The following is a 16038-nucleotide window of genomic DNA, read 5'->3' as shown; positions in this document are numbered from 1 at the left end:
CAACCCGACAGGAAGACGACGCATGGATTTCATCTATACCGAAGAACAGCGCATGCTGGCCGACAGCCTGCGGCGCCTGGTGGACCAGGAATGGACGCACGCGCGCCGCCGCGCCCGCCAGGCCGCGGGCAAGCTGGATGCCGACGCCTGGGCCGCGCTGGCCGAACTGGGCGTGCTGGGCCTGACCATTCCGCAGGATTTCGGCGGGTTCGGCGAAGTGCCGGCCAGCCTGCTGCCGGTGCATGTGGAACTGGGCCGCGGGCTGGTGTCCGAGCCGGTCATCCCCAGCGCGGTCATGGGCGCGGCGCTGCTGGACGCCTGCGGCGGCGAGGCGCGCGGCCTGTGGCTGCCGGCCATTGCCTCGGGCGACGCCATCGTCAGCGTGGCGTACCAGGAACCCGGCCGCCGCTATGACGCCGATCCGCGCGATTGCCGCGCCGCCAAGACCGCCGAAGGCTGGCGCCTGGACGGCGTCAAGCATCTGGTCTGGCACGGCGCCGCGGCCACGGCATGGCTGGTCAGCGCGCGCGGCGATGACGGCCAGGCCTTGCTGCTGGCGGTGCCGGCCGACACGGCGGGCGCGCAGCTCACCGATACGCCCACGCTGGACGGCGCGCGCTGCGCCCGGCTGGAGCTGAAGGCGGTCAGTCTGCCGCCCGACGCCTTGCTGGCCGAAGGCGCCGCCGCGGACGAGGCCCTGGCCCAGGCGCTGCAGTGGGGCACGGCCGCGCTGTGCGCGCATGCGGCGGGCGCGATGGAGCGGCTGCTGGAGATCACCGTCGACTATCTCAAGGCGCGCAAGCAGTTCGGCCAGCCGCTGGCCTCGTTCCAGGCTTTGCAACATCGCCTGGCGGAGATGCTGGTGGCCAAGGAACTGGCTTTGTCCATGGCCTATGTGGCGGTGGCGGCCCTGACCGAAACCGACGCCGCGCAGCGCCGCCGCATGATCGCGTCAGCCAAGCTGGAGGCCGCGCGCGCCGGCCGCCTGGTAGCGCAGATGGCGGTGCAGCTGCATGGCGGCATGGGCATGACCGACGAACTGGACGTGGGCGACTACTTCAAGCGGCTCACCGTGGTGGACCAGTTGCTGGGCGATACCGCCGAACAACTGGCTGTGCTGGAGGAACTGGCATGAGCGCGGCGGCTGCAACGCCTGCCGACAGCGGCGGTTACACCCAGATCCGTTTCACGCTGGAACGGGGCGTGGGCGTCATCACGCTGAACCGGCCCGACCGGCTGAACAGCTTCACGGAAGTGATGCATGCCGAACTGGCGCGAGCGCTGGACGTGATGGAGTCCGACAGCGGCCTGCGCGGGCTGGTCATCACCGGCGCGGGGCGGGGCTTTTGCGCCGGCCAGGATCTCGGCGAGCGCAAGCCGGCCGAGGACGGCGAGCGCCGCGATCTGAGCCTGATCCTGGAAAAATGCTATCGGCCCCTGATCACCCGGCTGCGCGCCTTGCCCGTACCCGTGGTGTGCGTGATGAACGGCGTCGCGGCCGGGGCGGGCGCCAGCCTGGCGCTGGCCTGCGACGTGGTGTTCGCGGTGGAGTCGGCGCGCTTCATCCAGGCCTTCAGCAAGATCGGCTTGCTGCCGGATGCCGGCGGCACCTGGTTCCTGCCGCGGCTGGTGGGCTCCGCCCGGGCCATGGGCGCGGCGCTGTTTGGCGAAGCGCTCAGCGCCCGGCAGGCGGAAGCATGGGGGCTGATCTGGCGCGTGGTGCCGGACACGGCGCTGGCGGACACGCTGGCGGAAGTCAACGATACGCTGGCGGCCGGTCCTACCCGCGCCTATGCGGCCACCAAGGCCGCGCTGCACGCTTCCAGCGGCAATACGCTGGCGCAGCAGTTCGACCTCGAATGCCGCTTGCAGCGCGAACTGGGCTACACCGACGACTACCTGGAAGGCATGCGGGCGTTCGCGCAAAAGCGCCCGCCGGCATTCACCGGCACCTGAGGCTTGCGGGCGGCCTTCAGGGCGCCCGCGGCGCCTGGATCTGTTCGATGAGTTCGCGCGCGCAGCCCGGCAGGGCGTCGATGTCGCGCACCAGCAGCTTGCGTTCGCGCACCACCCAGGGTTCGTCCAGCTCGACCACGCGCAGTTTCATGTCGGCGCCATAGCGCCGCGCCGCGGAGTCGGGGATGACGCCGATGCCCACGCCTGCCTGCACCATCCGGCAGATGGAATCGAAGCTGTAGAGCTGGATGCGCTGAGGCAGGCGCTGGCCGACCTGGTCCAGCTGGTCGCGCAGGAAGGCGACCAGGGTGGAGCCTTCGTGCATGGTGATGAAGGGATAGCGCACCGCCTCGGCCAGCTTGATCTTTTCCTGGTCCTGCAGCGGATGGCCGTTGGGCACCACCAGCACCAGCTTGTCGGTGCTGAAGTGGATGGTCTGCAAATCGGGGGCGTCCACCGGGCCGGCCACGATGCCCAGGTCGGTGGTGCCGTCCAGCACGCCGCGCACGATATCGCGGGTCAGGCGTTCCTGCAGGTCCACGGTGACGCCGGGGTGGGCGGACAGGAATTGCGCCAGGATATCCGGCATGAACTCCGTGACCGCCGTGGTGTTGGCGAAGATGCGGATGTGGCCGGCGTCGCCGTCGGCCTGTTCCTGGAAGTCATGTTTCAGGTGGTCCACCTGGCGCATGATGACTCGCGCGTGCTGCAGCAGCTTCTGGCCCGCAGGCGTGATTTCCACGCCGCGGCTGTCGCGGTACAGCAGGCGGGTATTGAGCTGGTTCTCCAGCGCCTTGATGCGCACGCTGACGGCCGCCAGGGACAGGTGGGCCCGCTTGGCCGCCTGGGTCAGGCTGGGAGATTCGGCGATGTGGATGAACAGGCGGAGGTCGGCGAGGTCGAAGTGCATGGGCCATATATTACGGCGCGCGACGGCGGGCCGGGAGGCGGACGCCCGATTCAGGCGCCGCAAACCCCGCCTTGAGCAAAAACGAATTCACAAGCGGGACGGCTTGCGGGCATGCTTCAGTCTGTAAAAACCCCAGCAGAGGATATCGGCATGACATCTACAGATCCGGCCGCGTGGATCGGCAGCGGTGAACGCAAGACGGACGCCATGGACCCGGGTCATGCCGCGCGCATCGCGGCCACCCTGGGAGGCCCCGCGCCGGCCCAGGGCGATGCCTTGCCGCCGCTGTGGCAATGGGCGTTCTTCATCTCCACGGTGGACATGGACGGGCTGGGGACGGATGGCCATCCGGCGCGCGGCGGCTTCCTGCCGCCGGCCCAGGACCGCAACCGCATGTGGGCGGGCGGCCGGGTGGAGTTCCGCCAGCCGCTGAAGGTCGGCGTGCCCGCGGAACGCGAGTCCACCGTGATCGACGTCAAGGAAAAAGCGGGGCGCACCGGCGCGCTGCTGTTCGTGACGGTGCGGCATGAGTTCCGCCAGGAAGGCGTAGTGGCCATCCACGAAGAACAGGACATCGTCTACCGTCAGCCGACCCCGCCCAAGCTCAGCGGCAGCGAGCCCGCGCCGCAGGCCCAGTGGCGCGATACCGTCGAGCCGTCGCCGGTGCTGCTGTTCCGCTATTCGGCGGTGACCTTCAACGGCCATCGCATCCATTACGACCATCCCTACGTGACCGGGACCGAGGGCTATCCCGGGCTGGTGGTGCATGGCCCGCTGATCGCCACGGAGATGGTCGCCGCCTTTGCACGCGCCCATCCGCAGGCGCGCCTGACCCATTTGTCGTATCGCGGCCTGCGCCCGCTGATTGCGCCCACGCCCTTCCAGGTGGCCGGCCGCTTGACCGAGCCGGGCGTGGCCCAGCTCTGGGCCGAGCAGGACGGCACGCTGGCCCACCAAGCTGAACTGAGGTTTACCGAATGAGCATCGAGGCCCCCCGTCCCCTGGACGGCATCACCGTCGTCAGCCTGGAGCACGCCATTGCCGCGCCGTTCTGCACCCGCCAGCTGGCGGACATGGGCGCGCGCGTCATCAAGATCGAACGCCCCGGTAGCGGCGACTTTGCCCGCGGCTACGACGAGCGCGTGCGCGGCCTGTCCTCGCATTTCGTCTGGACCAACCGGTCGAAGGAAAGCTTGACGCTGGACCTCAAGCGCGAGGAAGCGGACGGCGTGATGGAGCGCCTGCTGGAGACGGCCGACGTGCTGGTGCAGAATCTGGCGCCCGGCGCCGCCGCGCGCCTGGGCCTGTCTTTTGATGCCCTGCACAAAAAGTACCCGCGCCTGATCGTCTGCGACATCTCCGGCTACGGCGAGGGCGGGCCCTACCAGGACAAGAAGGCCTATGACCTGCTGATCCAGAGCGAAAGCGGCTTCCTGTCGGTGACCGGCACCAAGGACGATCCGGTCAAGGCCGGCTGTTCCATTGCCGACATCTCCGCTGGCATGTACGCCTATTCCGCGATCCTGAACGCCTTGTTGCTGCGGCAGAGAACGGGCCTGGGCAGCCGCCTGGACGTCTCCATGCTGGAAAGCATGGTCGAGTGGATGGGATTTCCCATGTACTACGCGTTCGAGGGCGGCACGCCGCCCGTGCGCGCGGGCGCGGCCCATGCGTCCATCTATCCCTACGGTCCGTTCCCCGTGGGCGACGGCGCCACCATCATGCTGGGTCTGCAAAACGAGCGCGAGTGGCGTGTGTTCTGCGCCCAGGTGCTGCGTCAGGCGGAACTGGCGGAAGACCCGCGCTTCATTTCCAATTCGCTGCGCACCGCCAATCGCGACGACTTGCGCGCGCTGATCGTGGCCGCCTTCGCCGACCTGTCCATCGAACAGGTGACGCAGCGGCTGGAGGACGCGCAGATCGCCAACGCGCGCGTCAACGACATGGCCGGCGTCTGGGCGCACCCGCAGCTGCAGGCCCGCGGCCGCTGGAGCCAGGTCGACAGCCCCGCAGGCGTTCTGCCCGCGCTGCTGCCCCCGGCCAGCAGCAATGCCTTCGCGCCGCGCATGGCGGCGGTGCCTGCGGTGGGCCAAAACACCGATGCGGTGCTAGCATCATTGGGATACGCGCCCGATCAGGTGGCGCAGTTCCATGCATCGGAGGTCGTGTGACGCATCCCGTTGTCCGTAGCGCGCTGTTCGTGCCGGCTTCGCGCCCCGAGCGCATTCCCAAGGCGCTGGCCGCCGGGGCCGACACCGTCATCGTCGATCTGGAAGATGCGGTGGAGCATCTGGCCAAGGCCTCCGCGCGGGAAGCGCTGTGCGATTTCCTGGGGACGAATCCCGGCGCGCGGCTGTGGGTGCGGATCAACGATGCCTCCACTTCCTGGCACGACGACGACCTCAAGGCCTGCCGCGGCAAGCCCGGGGTGGCCGGCGTGCTGTTGCCCAAGGCCGAAAGCCTGGCGCAGGTGCGCCACGTGGTCCAGGCGGGGCTGCGTGTGATTCCCATCCTGGAAAGCGCCCAGGGCATACTCAATATTGCCGAAGTCGCCGCTACCCCCGGGGTCGAGCGCCTGGCGTTCGGCAGCCTGGATTACGGCCTGGACTTGGGATTGACGCCCGATACGCCGGGCGCTGAAACGGTGCTGGACCAGGCGCGCGTGCAGGTGCTGCTGCATAGCCGCGCCGCCGGCCTGGCGCCGGCCCTGGACGGCGTATTCCCGGGCGTCCAGGATCAGTCCGGGCTGGCGCACGCCGCGGCTCGCGCACAGCAGATGGGGTTCGGCGGCATGCTGTGCATCCATCCCACGCAGGTGCCGGTGATCCATGCGGCCTTCGTGCCTGCGGCGCAGGAACTGGCGTGGGCGCGCCGCGTCATCGCCACGCACCGCGACACGTCGGCCGGCACCTTCATGCTGGACGGCAAGATGGTCGACGCGCCCGTCATCGCGCGCGCGCGGCTGGTGCTGGCGCAGGCGGGCGAAACCACCGGCGTCTAGGCCGGTTCCGATCACTTCCTTCCGGCAGGTCTATGAGCGAAGCGCTCTTCATCGGACACACTTATATCGACGTCACCGTGCTGGCGGACGAATGGCCCACGGGCGATGAAAAAAGCGTGGCACGCGACTACGCCGTGTCCTTCGGCGGCAATGCCGTAACGGCCGCGTTCGCCTGCGCGCGGCTGGGTACGCCGCCCGATCTGATCTGCTCGCTGGCTTCGGACTGGCTGGGCCACATGTACACGGACATGGCGGCGGCGCATGGGGTATCGCTGCATGCGCGCAAGGTGGGCCGTTCGTCCCTGTCTTTCATCATGCCCAATCACGGCAAGCGCGCCATCGTGCGCGCGCGCGACGTGGATTACCTGAACGATTTTCCACGGCTGGACATCGGCGGCTATCGCGCCCTGCACCTGGACGGCCATCAACCCGACGCCGCCCTGCATTACGCGCGGGCCTGCCGGCAGGCTGGCGTGCTGACCTCGCTGGACGGCGGGGGCGTGCGCGAGAATACCGATGAATTGCTGCGCTACATCGACGTGGCGGTCTGCGCGGAGCGCATGTGCGAACAGTTGGGGCTCACGCCGCAGGGGCTGCTGGATCTGCTGAAGGCTCGCGGCTGCCGCATAGGCGCCGTGACCATGGGCGAGCACGGCATGCTCTGGTACGACGAGGCGGGGACGGTGGAGGTGCTGCCCGCGCTGGAGGTGCCGGCAGCCAGCATCGTGGATACATCAGGAGCCGGCGACGTGTTCCACGGTGCTTATGTCTGGTCTTACCTGAACCGGCCGGATCTGCCCTGGGCGGAGCACTTCACGTTCGCGCGGGCGGCTTCGGCCCACAAGATCCAGCACCTGGGCAATGAAGCGGGACTGCCGCAGGTCGAGGACGTGGAGCGCGCGATGATGGCCTACGCGCCGAAGGCGTAGCGTTCGCTCAGTCCGCGATGCGTGCTATCGGCTGGTCGTGGATCGCGCCGATCCAGTCGCCGATGGGCTTGCCTTGCAGCGACAGCCCGGGAGCCAGGTCGCGCAGGGGCATCAGCACGAAGGCGCGCAGGTGCATGCGGGGATGCGGCAAGACCAGCCGTTCGTGGTCCAGCGCGGTGTCGCCGTACAGCAGCAGGTCCAGGTCCAGCGTGCGCGGCGCGTTCTTGTAGGGCCGCTCGCGGCCATGCAGATTTTCCAGCGCCTGCAACGCGTCCAGCAGGGCCAGCGGCGCCAGGCGCGTGTCCAGCGCCGCCACGGCATTGGTGAAATCCGGTCCCGAGGCTTCCACCGGCGCGGTGCGATAGAACGGCGATGCTGTCACCGCCACGATGCCGTCGGTTTCCCGCAGTTCGGCCAGGACGCGGCGCAGGGTCGCTGCGCCGTCGCCCAGGTTGGCGCCCAGACCGACATAGGCGCGGACGAGGGCTGTGGACATGGCTCAGTCGGCGCTCGGCGTGCCGCGCGACGGCGAACGGCGCGGGCGGCGGCGCTTGCGCGGGGCGGCGGCCGGCGCATCGCCGGCTTCGCGCGGCTGGCGGGCCACTTCTTCGATCATCTCGCTGCGGGTGACGTCGTCGGCGTTGGCCAGGTCCATCCACCATTGCGCCAGCACGCTATCGAATTCGCCGGCGGCGGCGCGCAGTTGCAGGAAGTCGCAGGCGGCGCGGAAGCGCGGCTGCTCGATCATGCGGTAGATGGTCTTGCCCATGCGGCGTTCGAAACGCGGCTGCATGAACCAGATCTCGCGCATGTCCGACGAGAAGCGGCGCTGGATGGCGAGCTTTTCGGTCTGTTCATCCAGCACCGAATCGGCGGCCTGCGACAGCGCGGGAATGGTGTGTTCGCCCTGCGCCCGCAGCTGCTTCCAGCGCGCCTCGACCTGCTGCCACAGCAGCGCGGCGAACAGGAAGCTGGGGCTGATGGTCTTGCCGGAGCGCACGCGCGCGTCGGTGCGTTCCAGCGCCAGTTCCACGAAGTGTTCGCCGCCGGGTTGCTCCAGCACCACGTCCAGCAGGGGCAGGAGGCCCTTGTGCAGGCCGTCGGCGCGCAACTGGCGCAGGCAGTCCATGGCGTGGCCGCAGGTCAGCAGCTTGAGCATTTCGTCGAACAGGCGCGAGGCCGGCACGTTGTCGATGAGCTCGGCCATTGTGCTGATGGGCTGGCGCGTGGCCGGGTCTATCGTGCCGTTGAGCTTGGCGGCGAAGCGCACGGCGCGCAGCATGCGGACCGGATCTTCGCGGTAGCGCTTGGCCGGGTCGCCGATGATGCGGACCTGGCGCTTCTTGAGGTCGGCCACGCCGTTGTGGAAGTCGATGACTTCCTCGTTGTGCGGGTCGTAATAGAGCGCGTTCATGGTGAAGTCGCGGCGCGCCGCGTCTTCTTCGTGCGAACCGAACACGTTGTCGCGCAGGATGCGGCCGTGCTCGTCGGTCTCCTGGTCTTCCGATGCGGGTGCGCGGAAGGTGGAGGTTTCGATGATTTCCTGGCCGAAGACCACGTGCACCAGCTGGAAGCGGCGGCCGATAATGCGGGCGCGGCGGAACAGTGGGCGGATCTGCTCGGGCGTGGCGTTGGTGGCCACGTCGAAGTCCTTGGGCTCCAGGCCCACGATCAGGTCGCGCACGGCGCCGCCGACGATGTAGGCGTCATAGCCGTGCTGGCGCAGCACCTCGCAGACCTTGATCGCGTGGCGCGAGACATTGCGGCGGTCGATGCCGTGTTTGTCGCGCGCGATGCGCAACGGCCCCCGGGGTGCCGGCGCGAACAGTCGGCCGACGAATTTTTTTATGGTTTCAGTGATCATTTAGGACTTCGAATCTTCCATGTGGTCGAACAAGTCGATCACTTGCCAGCCGCGTTCCTGGGCGATGCCGCGCAGGGTGGGGCTGGGGTTGGCGGCGATCGGACGGGTCACTTTTTCCAGCAGCGGTACATCGTTGACCGAATCGCTATAGAAAAACGATTCGGAAAAATCCGCAAGCCCCAATCCCATGCCGGCCAGCCAGTCGTTGACGCGCACCACCTTGCCTTCCTTGAAGCTGGGCGTGCCCAGGATGCGGCCGGTGTAGCGTCCGCGCAAGTATTCCGCGTCGGTGGCCACGAGGTGGGGCACGCCGAAGGCGCGGGCGATGGGGGCGGTGACGAAGCTGTTGGTGGCCGTGACCACCGCGCACAGGTCGCCGGCTTCCAGGTGCGATTGCACCAGGTCGCGCGCGGCGGGCGTCATGGACGGGCGGATCACTTCTTCCATGAAGGCTTCGTGCCAGGCTGCCAGGTCATAGGGCGTGTGCGCGGCCAGCAGCCCGAGCATGAACTCGGCGGCCTGCTCGGCCGTGAGTTCGCCGCGGTTGTAGCGGTCCATCAGATCGTCGTTCTGGCGGCGGGCTTCGGCGGGATCCCCGGCGCGGCCTGTGCGTGCCAGATAGTCGGCCCATTGGTAGTCGCTATCCAGCGGCAACAGGGTGTGATCCAGGTCGAACAGGGCGAGACGTCGGGAGGTCATGTGCGTTGTGAATCAGGGTCTGCGAGCATGGCCCGCAACAGAGGCAGGGTGATGGGACGGCCGGTGGCCAGGGAATAACGGTCCAGCGCGTCGATCAGCTCCGCCAGCTTGCGGATGTCGCGCTCGTGGTGCGTGAGCATCCAGTTGATGATTTCGGGCGCCAGGTGCATGCCGCGCTCTGCCGCCTGGGCCGACAGGGCGGCCAGCTTGTCGGCGTCGGACAGCGGGTCCAGGCGGAACACCAGATCCCAGCCCAGGCGCGTGCGCAGGTCCTCGCGCAGCGGCATCGACAGCGGGGCGCGGTCGCCCGCCAGCGCCAGGGCGAAGGCGCGGCCGGTGGCGGCGGATTCGCGCCAGCGGTTGTAGAGCGCGAACAGGGCGGCCTGGCGGCTGTCGTTCATGCGGTGCACGTCGTCGACCGCGACGAACTTGGGCATGGGCGACTTGGAATCGGCTTCGGCCAGGCGGCGCAGCATGTTTTCGCCCGTCTCGGCGTCGATATAGACGGCGTCGGGGCGGGCGGTCAGCGCGCGCAGCAAATGGGTGCGGCCGCAGCCCGCGGCGCCCCAGATGTACAGGGCGCGGCCCGGAATCAGCGCGCGCACCGCCGCCAGCGCTTCCCCGTTGGGGCCGGCGATATAGTTGTTCAGCGATGGCGCTGGCGCGGGAAGAACGTCGAGCAGCAGCTGGCGGTTCATGGAAGCTTACAGGGTGCCGAAACGAGGCGGGTAGTACTGGTCAATACAGCTATGGGTCAATACAGCAAATCAAGACAGGCTGGCCGGGCCCGATGCCTGTGGAGTCGTTAAAACCCTTATGGTCAAAACCTCCGGGTCAAAACCTCCGGGTCAAAACCTCATACACTGGCAAAATCAATACCGGCCAACCCTACACTTTAAACCACCTCGGGTTACGGTGTCGCGTCCAGGGCCCTGGACTGGCTTGGGTTTGCGCCGATTCCGTCCTTCTTGCCGGCCTGACCGGGCGCGCCCGGGGCGGGCCCGGTCCGAACCGCTTTCACGGCGCCGCGGCGGGGACGATCCCTGCTTGCGCCCGCAACATCGTAAAATGCAGGGCGTTCCACCCAAATCCCAGCAATTGTTACATACCCCACGGCATTTCTCATGACGAATCAACCTACCGCCCCTCTGACCTACCGCGATGCCGGTGTCGACATCGACGCAGGCGACGCCCTGGTCGACCGTATCAAACCGCTTGCGGCGCGCACCATGCGTCCCGGGGTGCTGGCCGGTATCGGCGGCTTTGGCGGCCTGTTCGAAGTGCCGAAGTCGTACAAGGAACCCGTGCTGGTCTCGGGCACCGACGGCGTGGGCACCAAGCTGCGCCTGGCGTTCGACTGGAACCGCCACGACACCGTGGGTATCGACCTGGTCGCCATGAGCGTCAACGACATCCTGGTGCAAGGCGCGGAACCGCTGTTCTTCCTGGACTATTTCGGTTGCGGCAAGCTGTCGGTGGATACGGCGGCCGCGGTGGTGGGCGGCATCGCCAAGGGCTGCGAGCTGTCGGGCTGCGCGCTGATCGGCGGTGAAACCGCCGAAATGCCGGGCATGTATCCGGACGGCGAGTACGACCTGGCCGGTTTCGCGGTGGGCGCGGTCGAAAAGTCCGCCATCATCACCGGCCAGTCGATCAAGACGGGCGACGTGGTGCTGGGCCTGGCTTCCAGCGGCGCGCATTCCAACGGCTATTCGCTGCTGCGCAAGATCCTCGAACGCGCCAACGCCAAGCCCGACGACGATTTCCACGGCCAGCCGCTGGTCGACGTGGTCATGGCGCCGACCCGCATCTACGTGAAGCAGGTGCTGGCCGCGCTGGCCAAGCACGGCACCGGCATCAAGGGCCTGGCCCACATCACGGGCGGCGGCCTGCTGGACAACGTGCCGCGCATCCTGCAGCCCGGCCTGTCGGCCCAGCTGCACCGCGCCAACTGGGAAATGCCCAAGCTGTTCCAGTGGCTGCAACAGCAGGGCCAGGTCGAGGACACCGAGATGTATCGCGTCTTCAACTGCGGCATCGGCATGGTGCTGGTGGTGGATCCGGCTCAGGCCGAAGCCATCGCGGCCACGCTGCGCGAGCAGGGCGAGACCGTCAGCACGCTGGGCGAAATCGTCGAGCAGAAGGAAGGCATGGCGCAGACCTTCGTGGTGTAAGCCTGGCTCTCCGCAACGAAAAACCGCGCCACGGCGCGGTTTTTTTGTGCCTGGCGGCTGGCTAGGCCCGTCCCGCCAGGGCGATGGCCATCGCGTCTATGGTCTGCGCCACGGCATCCGCCGCCAGGCAGTCGACGATGACGCGCTCGGGTTGCGCGCGCAGCCAGGTGATCTGGCGCTTGGCCAGCTGGCGCGTGGCGGCGATGCCCTGTTCGCGGGCCGTGGCCAGGTCGACCTCGCCATCCAGGTGGGACCACATCTGCCGGTAGCCCACGCAACGGACCGAGGGCAGGCCGGTGTGCAGGTCGCCCCGGGCGCGCAGGGCGCGGACTTCTTCGAGCAGGCCGCGCTCCAGCATGGCGTCAAACCGCTGTTCGATGCGGGCATGCAGCGCGGCGCGGTCGGAGGGCTCCAGGCTGATGGTGAGGTACTGGTTGCCCGTCATGTCGCGCGGACGCTGGCTGCGCAGCAGCAGGGCGGACATGGGCTGGCCGGACAACATGCAGATCTCCAGCGCGCGCTGGATGCGCTGGCTGTCGTTGGGCGCCAGGCGCGCGGCGGTGGGCGGGTCCAGCAGCGCCAGTTCGGCGTGCAGCGCGGGCCAGCCCTGGGTGGCGGCGCGCGCTTCGAGCTCGGCGCGCAGCGCCGGATCGGCCTGGGGCAGATCGTCCAGGCCGTCGCGCAGCGCCTTGTAGTACATCATGGTGCCGCCCGCCAGCAGCGGGATGCGCCCGCGTGCGCGGATCTCGTCGATCAGGCGCAGCGCATCGGCGACGAAGTCGGCGGCGGAGTACGACTGGATGGGATCGAGGATGTCCAGCAGATGCTGCGGCACCAACGCCTGTTCTTCTGGCGAGGGCTTGGCCGTACCGATGTCCATGCCGCGATAGATCGTGGCCGAATCGACGTTGACGATTTCCAGCGGCCAGCGTTCGGCCAGCGCCAGGGTGGAGGCGCTTTTGCCGGCCGCGGTGGGGCCGGCCAGGCAGATCACCAGCGGCGCCGCGTTGGGGGAGGAGGACGGCGACAAACTTATTGCCCGCGCAGGAAGAGCTTGTCCAGGTCGGACACCGACCACTGGATCCAGGTCGGGCGGCCGTGGTTGCACTGGTCGGCGCGTTCGGTGGCTTCCATCTGGCGCAGCAGGCCGTTCATCTCTTCGATGGTGAGCTTGCGGTTGGCGCGCACGGAGCCGTGGCAGGCCATGGTGGACAGCAGTTCATTGCGCTGTTCGGTCAGCAAGCGGGAAACGCCCACCGCGCCGAGATCGCGCAGCACGGCGCGGGCCAGCGTTTCGATGTCGCCGCGGGCCAGGATGGCCGGCACGGAGCGCACGGCGATCGAGGTGGGGCCGGACGGACGCATTTCGAAGCCGAGTTCGTTCAATTGCTCTTCGAATTCCTCGACCAGCGCCACGTCCTTTTCCTGGGCGTGGAACACCACGGGCACCAGCAGGTCCTGGCGCGGCAGGCTGCGCGCGTCCAGGGCGTGCTTGAGCTGTTCGTAGACCACCCGCTCATGCGCGGCGTGCATGTCCACCAGCACGATGCCGCGGCGCGTCTGCGCCAGGATGTAGATGCCGTGCAGCTGCGCCAGCGCCATGCCCAGCGGATGTTCCTCGTCGGCGGGCAGGGCGGTGGCGGGAGCGGGCGCGGGTTCGCGCAGCGGCGCCGTCTTGGCGGCCGAGTCGTCATCGAGCGGCCGGTAGAGCGATTGCCAGTCGGCGGCCGGGATGCCGGCGGGTTCGGCATGCAGGCGGAACGGGACCTGGGTGTGTGGACGTTGGGGCGCCGGCGAGGGCCGCAAGCCGTAGGACGACGATGAGCCGCCGCTGTTGTAGGCAGGCCTGGGCGTGTCCGCCATGGGGCTGGCGGGCGCATAGGGCGCGGTCTGCGGGGCGGCGCCCTCGGCCGAGGCGACGGGCCTTGCCACGGTTTCGAAGCCGGCGTCGTCGTTCTGCGCCGGAGCTACAACGGCGGACGCGCCGCCGGTCTGCGCCAGCGTCTGGCTGACCGCGTGGGAGACGAAGCGATGCACCGCGCCGCTGTCGCGGAAGCGGACCTCGTGCTTGGCCGGGTGCACGTTCACGTCCACGGCGGCCGGGTCGATGTCCAGGAACAGCACGTAGGCGGGCTGGCGATCGCCGTGCAGCACGTCCGCGTAGGCGGCGCGCAGGGCATGGCTGACGGTGCGGTCGCGCACGTAGCGGCCGTTGACGTAGAGATACTGGCGGTCCGCGCGCGCGCGGGCCGCAGTGGGGCGCGTGATCATGCCCGCCAGGCTGACCGTGCCGACCGAGTGCGACAGCAGCAGGCCGTGCTCGGCGAACTCCGCGCCCAGCACGTCGCGGATGCGCTGCGGCGGTTCGGCGGGCAGCCATTGGCGCTGCGCGCGGTCATGGTGGAACAGGCGGAAGGCGATCTGCGGGTGCGCCAGCGCGATGCGCTCCATGGCGTCGACGCAATGGCCGAATTCGGTGGCTTCGGAACGCAGGAACTTGCGGCGCGCCGGCACGGCGTCGAACAGCTGGCGCACGTCGACGGTGGTGCCCGGCGGGCCCGAGGCGGGGCTGACCTGCATGCTGCCGGCATCGATCTGCCAGGCGTGCTCGCCGTCGCGGGTACGGGAAATGATGGTGACCTGGGCCACCGAGGCGATGGAGGCCAGGGCTTCGCCGCGGAACCCCATGGACGCCACCGATTCCAGCTCGTTCAGGGAGCGGATCTTGCTGGTGGCGTGGCGCGCCAGCGCCAGCGGCAGTTCCTCGGGCGGAATGCCGCCGCCGTCATCGGTCACCGCGATGCGGCGTATGCCGCCGCCTTCCAGGCGCACTTCGATGGCGCGCCCGCCGGCGTCGATGGCGTTTTCAAGGATTTCCTTGAGCACGGACGCCGGCCGTTCGATCACCTCGCCGGCGGCGATCTGGCTGATCAGCAGGTCGGGAAGCGCAAGAATGGAGCGGCGTTCGGTCATGTGGTTGGCGTTCAGGTATGGCTATGTGGATGATTTTAGCGTCATGGGCGGGTGGGCTATAGTCGCGGACTGATATCCCATTCCGCTGGCAGGGTTGCTTCAATGCTCGAATTTTTCAATATGGTGCTCCACATCGACAAGACGCTGGGCGTCTGGGTCGCGCAGTACGGCGTGTGGGTGTACCTGGTGCTGTTCCTGATCGTTTTCGCCGAGACCGGGCTGGTCGTGTTGCCGTTCCTGCCGGGGGATTCGCTGCTGTTCATCGCGGGCGCGTTCGGCGCCACCGGGCACATCGACCCGTTCCTGATGGGGGGACTGCTGATCGTTGCGGCCATCACCGGCAATACGCTGAACTACGCCATCGGACGCTATATCGGGCCGCGCGTGTTTTCGATGAACCTGCGCTTCCTGGACCGTGGCGCGTTGATGCGCACGCACGCGTTCTATGAGAAGCACGGCGGCAAGACCATCGTGATGTCGCGCTTCATCCCCGTGGTGCGCACCTTCGCGCCTTTCGTCGCGGGCGTGGCCGACATGCCGCTGTCGCGCTTCCAGCTGTTCAATATCCTGGGCGCGCTGCTGTGGGTGGTGAGCCTGGTGGCCGCGGGTTATTTCTTCGGCAATATCCCGCTGGTGCGCGAACACCTGAACACCATCGTGCTGCTGGGCCTGGCCGCCGCCATCGTGCCGGTGATCGGGGCGGGCGTGTTCAAGCTGATCAAGGCCAGGCGCGGCGCCTGAGAGAGCGGCGGCGCGCGGCGCCGCGCCAGCGACAGGCAAGTAAAAGGGCGTTGCGCCGTAAAGCGCAACGCCCTTTGTTCATGCGTCCGGCTGCCGCCGCGTCAGCTCACGTCGCCCAGCCGCGCCAGCGGCGGATTGGCGGTGAAGTAGCGCTGGATGCCCGTCATCATGGCCTGCGCCAGCTTGTCCTGGTGCGAAGTGCTGCGCAGCAGGGCTTCTTCCTGCGGATTGCTGATGAAGGCGGTCTCGACCAGCACCGAGGGAATGTCCGGCGCCTTCAGCACGGCGAAGCCGGCCTGTTCGACGCTGTTCTTGTGCAGGCGGTTGATCTTCTTGATTTCGTCCAGGAAGGCGTTGCCGACCTTGAGCGAATCGTTGATCTGCGCGGTGGTGGACAGGTCCAGCAGCACCTTGGCCACCTGGCGGTCGTGGCTGCCGAGGTTGACGCCGCCGATCAGGTCGGCCGCGTTTTCCTTGTCCGCCATCCAGCGCGCCTGGGCGCTGGTGGCGCCGCGCTGCGACAGCGCGAACACCGACGAGCCGTTGGCCGAGGGCTTGACCCAGGCGTCCGCGTGGATGGAGATGAACAGGTCGGCATGCACGCGGCGCGCCTTCTGCACGCGCACATGCAGCGGCACGAAGTAATCGTCGTCGCGCGTGAGGTAGGCGCGCATGTAGGGCTGGCTGTCGATCAGCGCCTTCAGGCGCCGGGCGATGCGCAGCACCACGTCTTTCTCGCGCAGGCCGCTGCTGCCGATGGCGCCCGGGTCCTCGCCGCCGTGGCCGGGGTC

The 16038-nt window shown here is 68.3% G+C and carries 16 protein-coding genes; 8 read left to right on the top strand and 8 right to left on the bottom strand.

Translation table 11 applies throughout. The features are described 5' to 3' along the window. Window positions 1–22 precede the first annotated feature (22 nt). Entirely contained in the window at window positions 23–1135 is a 1113-nt protein-coding gene (locus IPU70_RS31855; RefSeq protein ID WP_207473727.1) for an acyl-CoA dehydrogenase family protein, read from the top strand. Next, window positions 1132–1956 carry a 2-(1,2-epoxy-1,2-dihydrophenyl)acetyl-CoA isomerase PaaG gene (paaG, locus tag IPU70_RS31850; protein ID WP_207473719.1) on the top strand — a complete coding sequence of 275 codons (825 nt, stop codon included), beginning with the start codon at window positions 1132–1134 and terminating at the stop codon, window positions 1954–1956. Before IPU70_RS31855 ends, paaG begins: the two co-directional genes overlap by 4 nt. Window positions 1957–1972: 16 nt before the next feature. Here the strand turns inward: paaG and IPU70_RS31845 are convergent, their stop codons facing one another. Further along, window positions 1973–2866, bottom strand: a complete 894-nt coding sequence (locus IPU70_RS31845) for a LysR family transcriptional regulator (RefSeq protein ID WP_013391634.1) — start codon at window positions 2864–2866, stop codon at window positions 1973–1975. Window positions 2867–3016: 150 nt separating this feature from the next. On the opposite strand from IPU70_RS31845, the gene IPU70_RS31840 reads away from it, so the two are divergent. Genes IPU70_RS31840 through IPU70_RS31825 form a run of 4 tightly spaced genes read left to right on the top strand, consistent with a single transcriptional unit; the run spans window position 3017 to window position 6796 of the window. After that, window positions 3017–3847, top strand: coding sequence for a MaoC family dehydratase N-terminal domain-containing protein (locus IPU70_RS31840; RefSeq protein WP_207473717.1), 831 nt, complete (start codon window positions 3017–3019; stop codon window positions 3845–3847). After that, complete coding sequence (locus IPU70_RS31835; protein ID WP_207473715.1) at window positions 3844–5037, top strand: CaiB/BaiF CoA-transferase family protein; 1194 nt, start codon at window positions 3844–3846, stop codon at window positions 5035–5037. Before IPU70_RS31840 ends, IPU70_RS31835 begins: the two co-directional genes overlap by 4 nt. After that, window positions 5034–5867 carry a CoA ester lyase gene (locus IPU70_RS31830; protein ID WP_207473712.1) on the top strand — a complete coding sequence of 278 codons (834 nt, stop codon included), beginning with the start codon at window positions 5034–5036 and terminating at the stop codon, window positions 5865–5867. Before IPU70_RS31835 ends, IPU70_RS31830 begins: the two co-directional genes overlap by 4 nt. Window positions 5868–5899: 32 nt before the next feature. Next, window positions 5900–6796, top strand: a complete 897-nt coding sequence (locus tag IPU70_RS31825) for a sugar kinase (protein WP_207473710.1) — start codon at window positions 5900–5902, stop codon at window positions 6794–6796. Window positions 6797–6803: 7 nt separating this feature from the next. Here the strand turns inward: IPU70_RS31825 and IPU70_RS31820 are convergent, their stop codons facing one another. From IPU70_RS31820 to hda, 4 genes are read right to left on the bottom strand one after another with little or no spacing between them, the layout of a single operon-like run. Beyond that, entirely contained in the window at window positions 6804–7292 is a 489-nt protein-coding gene (locus tag IPU70_RS31820; RefSeq protein WP_207473708.1) for a 2-amino-4-hydroxy-6-hydroxymethyldihydropteridine diphosphokinase, read from the bottom strand. A 3-nt stretch (window positions 7293–7295) separates the two neighbouring features. After that, on the bottom strand, window positions 7296–8660 hold the full coding sequence (pcnB, locus tag IPU70_RS31815) for a polynucleotide adenylyltransferase PcnB (RefSeq protein ID WP_013391640.1): 1365 nt from the start codon (window positions 8658–8660) through the stop codon (window positions 7296–7298). Then, entirely contained in the window at window positions 8661–9359 is a 699-nt protein-coding gene (locus IPU70_RS31810) for an HAD family phosphatase (protein ID WP_013391641.1), read from the bottom strand. Continuing rightward, window positions 9356–10057 (bottom strand): DnaA regulatory inactivator Hda, encoded by a 702-nt coding sequence (gene hda / locus IPU70_RS31805; protein ID WP_013391642.1) that lies wholly within the window; start codon window positions 10055–10057, stop codon window positions 9356–9358. Before hda ends, IPU70_RS31810 begins: the two co-directional genes overlap by 4 nt. A gap of 426 nt (window positions 10058–10483) precedes the next feature. On the opposite strand from hda, the gene purM reads away from it, so the two are divergent. After that, complete coding sequence (gene purM / locus IPU70_RS31800; RefSeq protein ID WP_207473707.1) at window positions 10484–11533, top strand: phosphoribosylformylglycinamidine cyclo-ligase; 1050 nt, start codon at window positions 10484–10486, stop codon at window positions 11531–11533. Window positions 11534–11594: 61 nt separating this feature from the next. Here the strand turns inward: purM and miaA are convergent, their stop codons facing one another. Next, window positions 11595–12563, bottom strand: coding sequence for a tRNA (adenosine(37)-N6)-dimethylallyltransferase MiaA (miaA, locus tag IPU70_RS31795; RefSeq protein WP_207473706.1), 969 nt, complete (start codon window positions 12561–12563; stop codon window positions 11595–11597). Between the two features lie 2 nt (window positions 12564–12565). Next, window positions 12566–14506: a DNA mismatch repair endonuclease MutL gene (mutL, locus tag IPU70_RS31790; RefSeq protein ID WP_207473705.1), complete on the bottom strand. Its 1941-nt coding sequence runs from the start codon at window positions 14504–14506 to the stop codon at window positions 12566–12568. A 102-nt stretch (window positions 14507–14608) separates the two neighbouring features. On the opposite strand from mutL, the gene IPU70_RS31785 reads away from it, so the two are divergent. Beyond that, a complete protein-coding gene (locus IPU70_RS31785) occupies window positions 14609–15247 on the top strand; it encodes a VTT domain-containing protein (RefSeq protein WP_013391646.1) in 639 nt (212 codons plus the stop codon). A 101-nt stretch (window positions 15248–15348) separates the two neighbouring features. Here IPU70_RS31785 and IPU70_RS31780 read toward each other — a convergent pair. Further along, window positions 15349–16038: N-acetylmuramoyl-L-alanine amidase (locus IPU70_RS31780; RefSeq protein WP_207473704.1), on the bottom strand; the 690-nt coding region annotated here is incomplete at its 5' end.

It is taken from the genome of Achromobacter sp. SD115 (assembly GCF_017355315.1).
GTDB classification, from domain to species: Bacteria; Pseudomonadota; Gammaproteobacteria; order Burkholderiales; family Burkholderiaceae_B; genus Achromobacter; species Achromobacter xylosoxidans_B.
Note: the sequence above shows the minus strand (reverse complement) of the source record. Positions and strands in the feature narration are given on the sequence as shown.

Coding starts and splice junctions, on each gene's coding strand:
- IPU70_RS31855 (WP_207473727.1), top strand. CDS start 23: ATGGATTTCATCTATACCGAAGAACAGCGCATGCTGGCCGACAGCCTG.
- IPU70_RS31840 (WP_207473717.1), top strand. CDS start 3,017: ATGACATCTACAGATCCGGCCGCGTGGATCGGCAGCGGTGAACGCAAG.
- IPU70_RS31835 (WP_207473715.1), top strand. CDS start 3,844: ATGAGCATCGAGGCCCCCCGTCCCCTGGACGGCATCACCGTCGTCAGC.
- IPU70_RS31825 (WP_207473710.1), top strand. CDS start 5,900: ATGAGCGAAGCGCTCTTCATCGGACACACTTATATCGACGTCACCGTG.
- purM (WP_207473707.1), top strand. CDS start 10,484: ATGACGAATCAACCTACCGCCCCTCTGACCTACCGCGATGCCGGTGTC.
- mutL (WP_207473705.1), bottom strand. CDS start 14,506: ATGACCGAACGCCGCTCCATTCTTGCGCTTCCCGACCTGCTGATCAGC.
- IPU70_RS31810 (WP_013391641.1), bottom strand. CDS start 9,359: ATGACCTCCCGACGTCTCGCCCTGTTCGACCTGGATCACACCCTGTTG.
- IPU70_RS31845 (WP_013391634.1), bottom strand. CDS start 2,866: ATGCACTTCGACCTCGCCGACCTCCGCCTGTTCATCCACATCGCCGAA.
- pcnB (WP_013391640.1), bottom strand. CDS start 8,660: ATGATCACTGAAACCATAAAAAAATTCGTCGGCCGACTGTTCGCGCCG.
- paaG (WP_207473719.1), top strand. CDS start 1,132: ATGAGCGCGGCGGCTGCAACGCCTGCCGACAGCGGCGGTTACACCCAG.
- IPU70_RS31820 (WP_207473708.1), bottom strand. CDS start 7,292: ATGTCCACAGCCCTCGTCCGCGCCTATGTCGGTCTGGGCGCCAACCTG.
- IPU70_RS31785 (WP_013391646.1), top strand. CDS start 14,609: ATGCTCGAATTTTTCAATATGGTGCTCCACATCGACAAGACGCTGGGC.
- hda (WP_013391642.1), bottom strand. CDS start 10,057: ATGAACCGCCAGCTGCTGCTCGACGTTCTTCCCGCGCCAGCGCCATCG.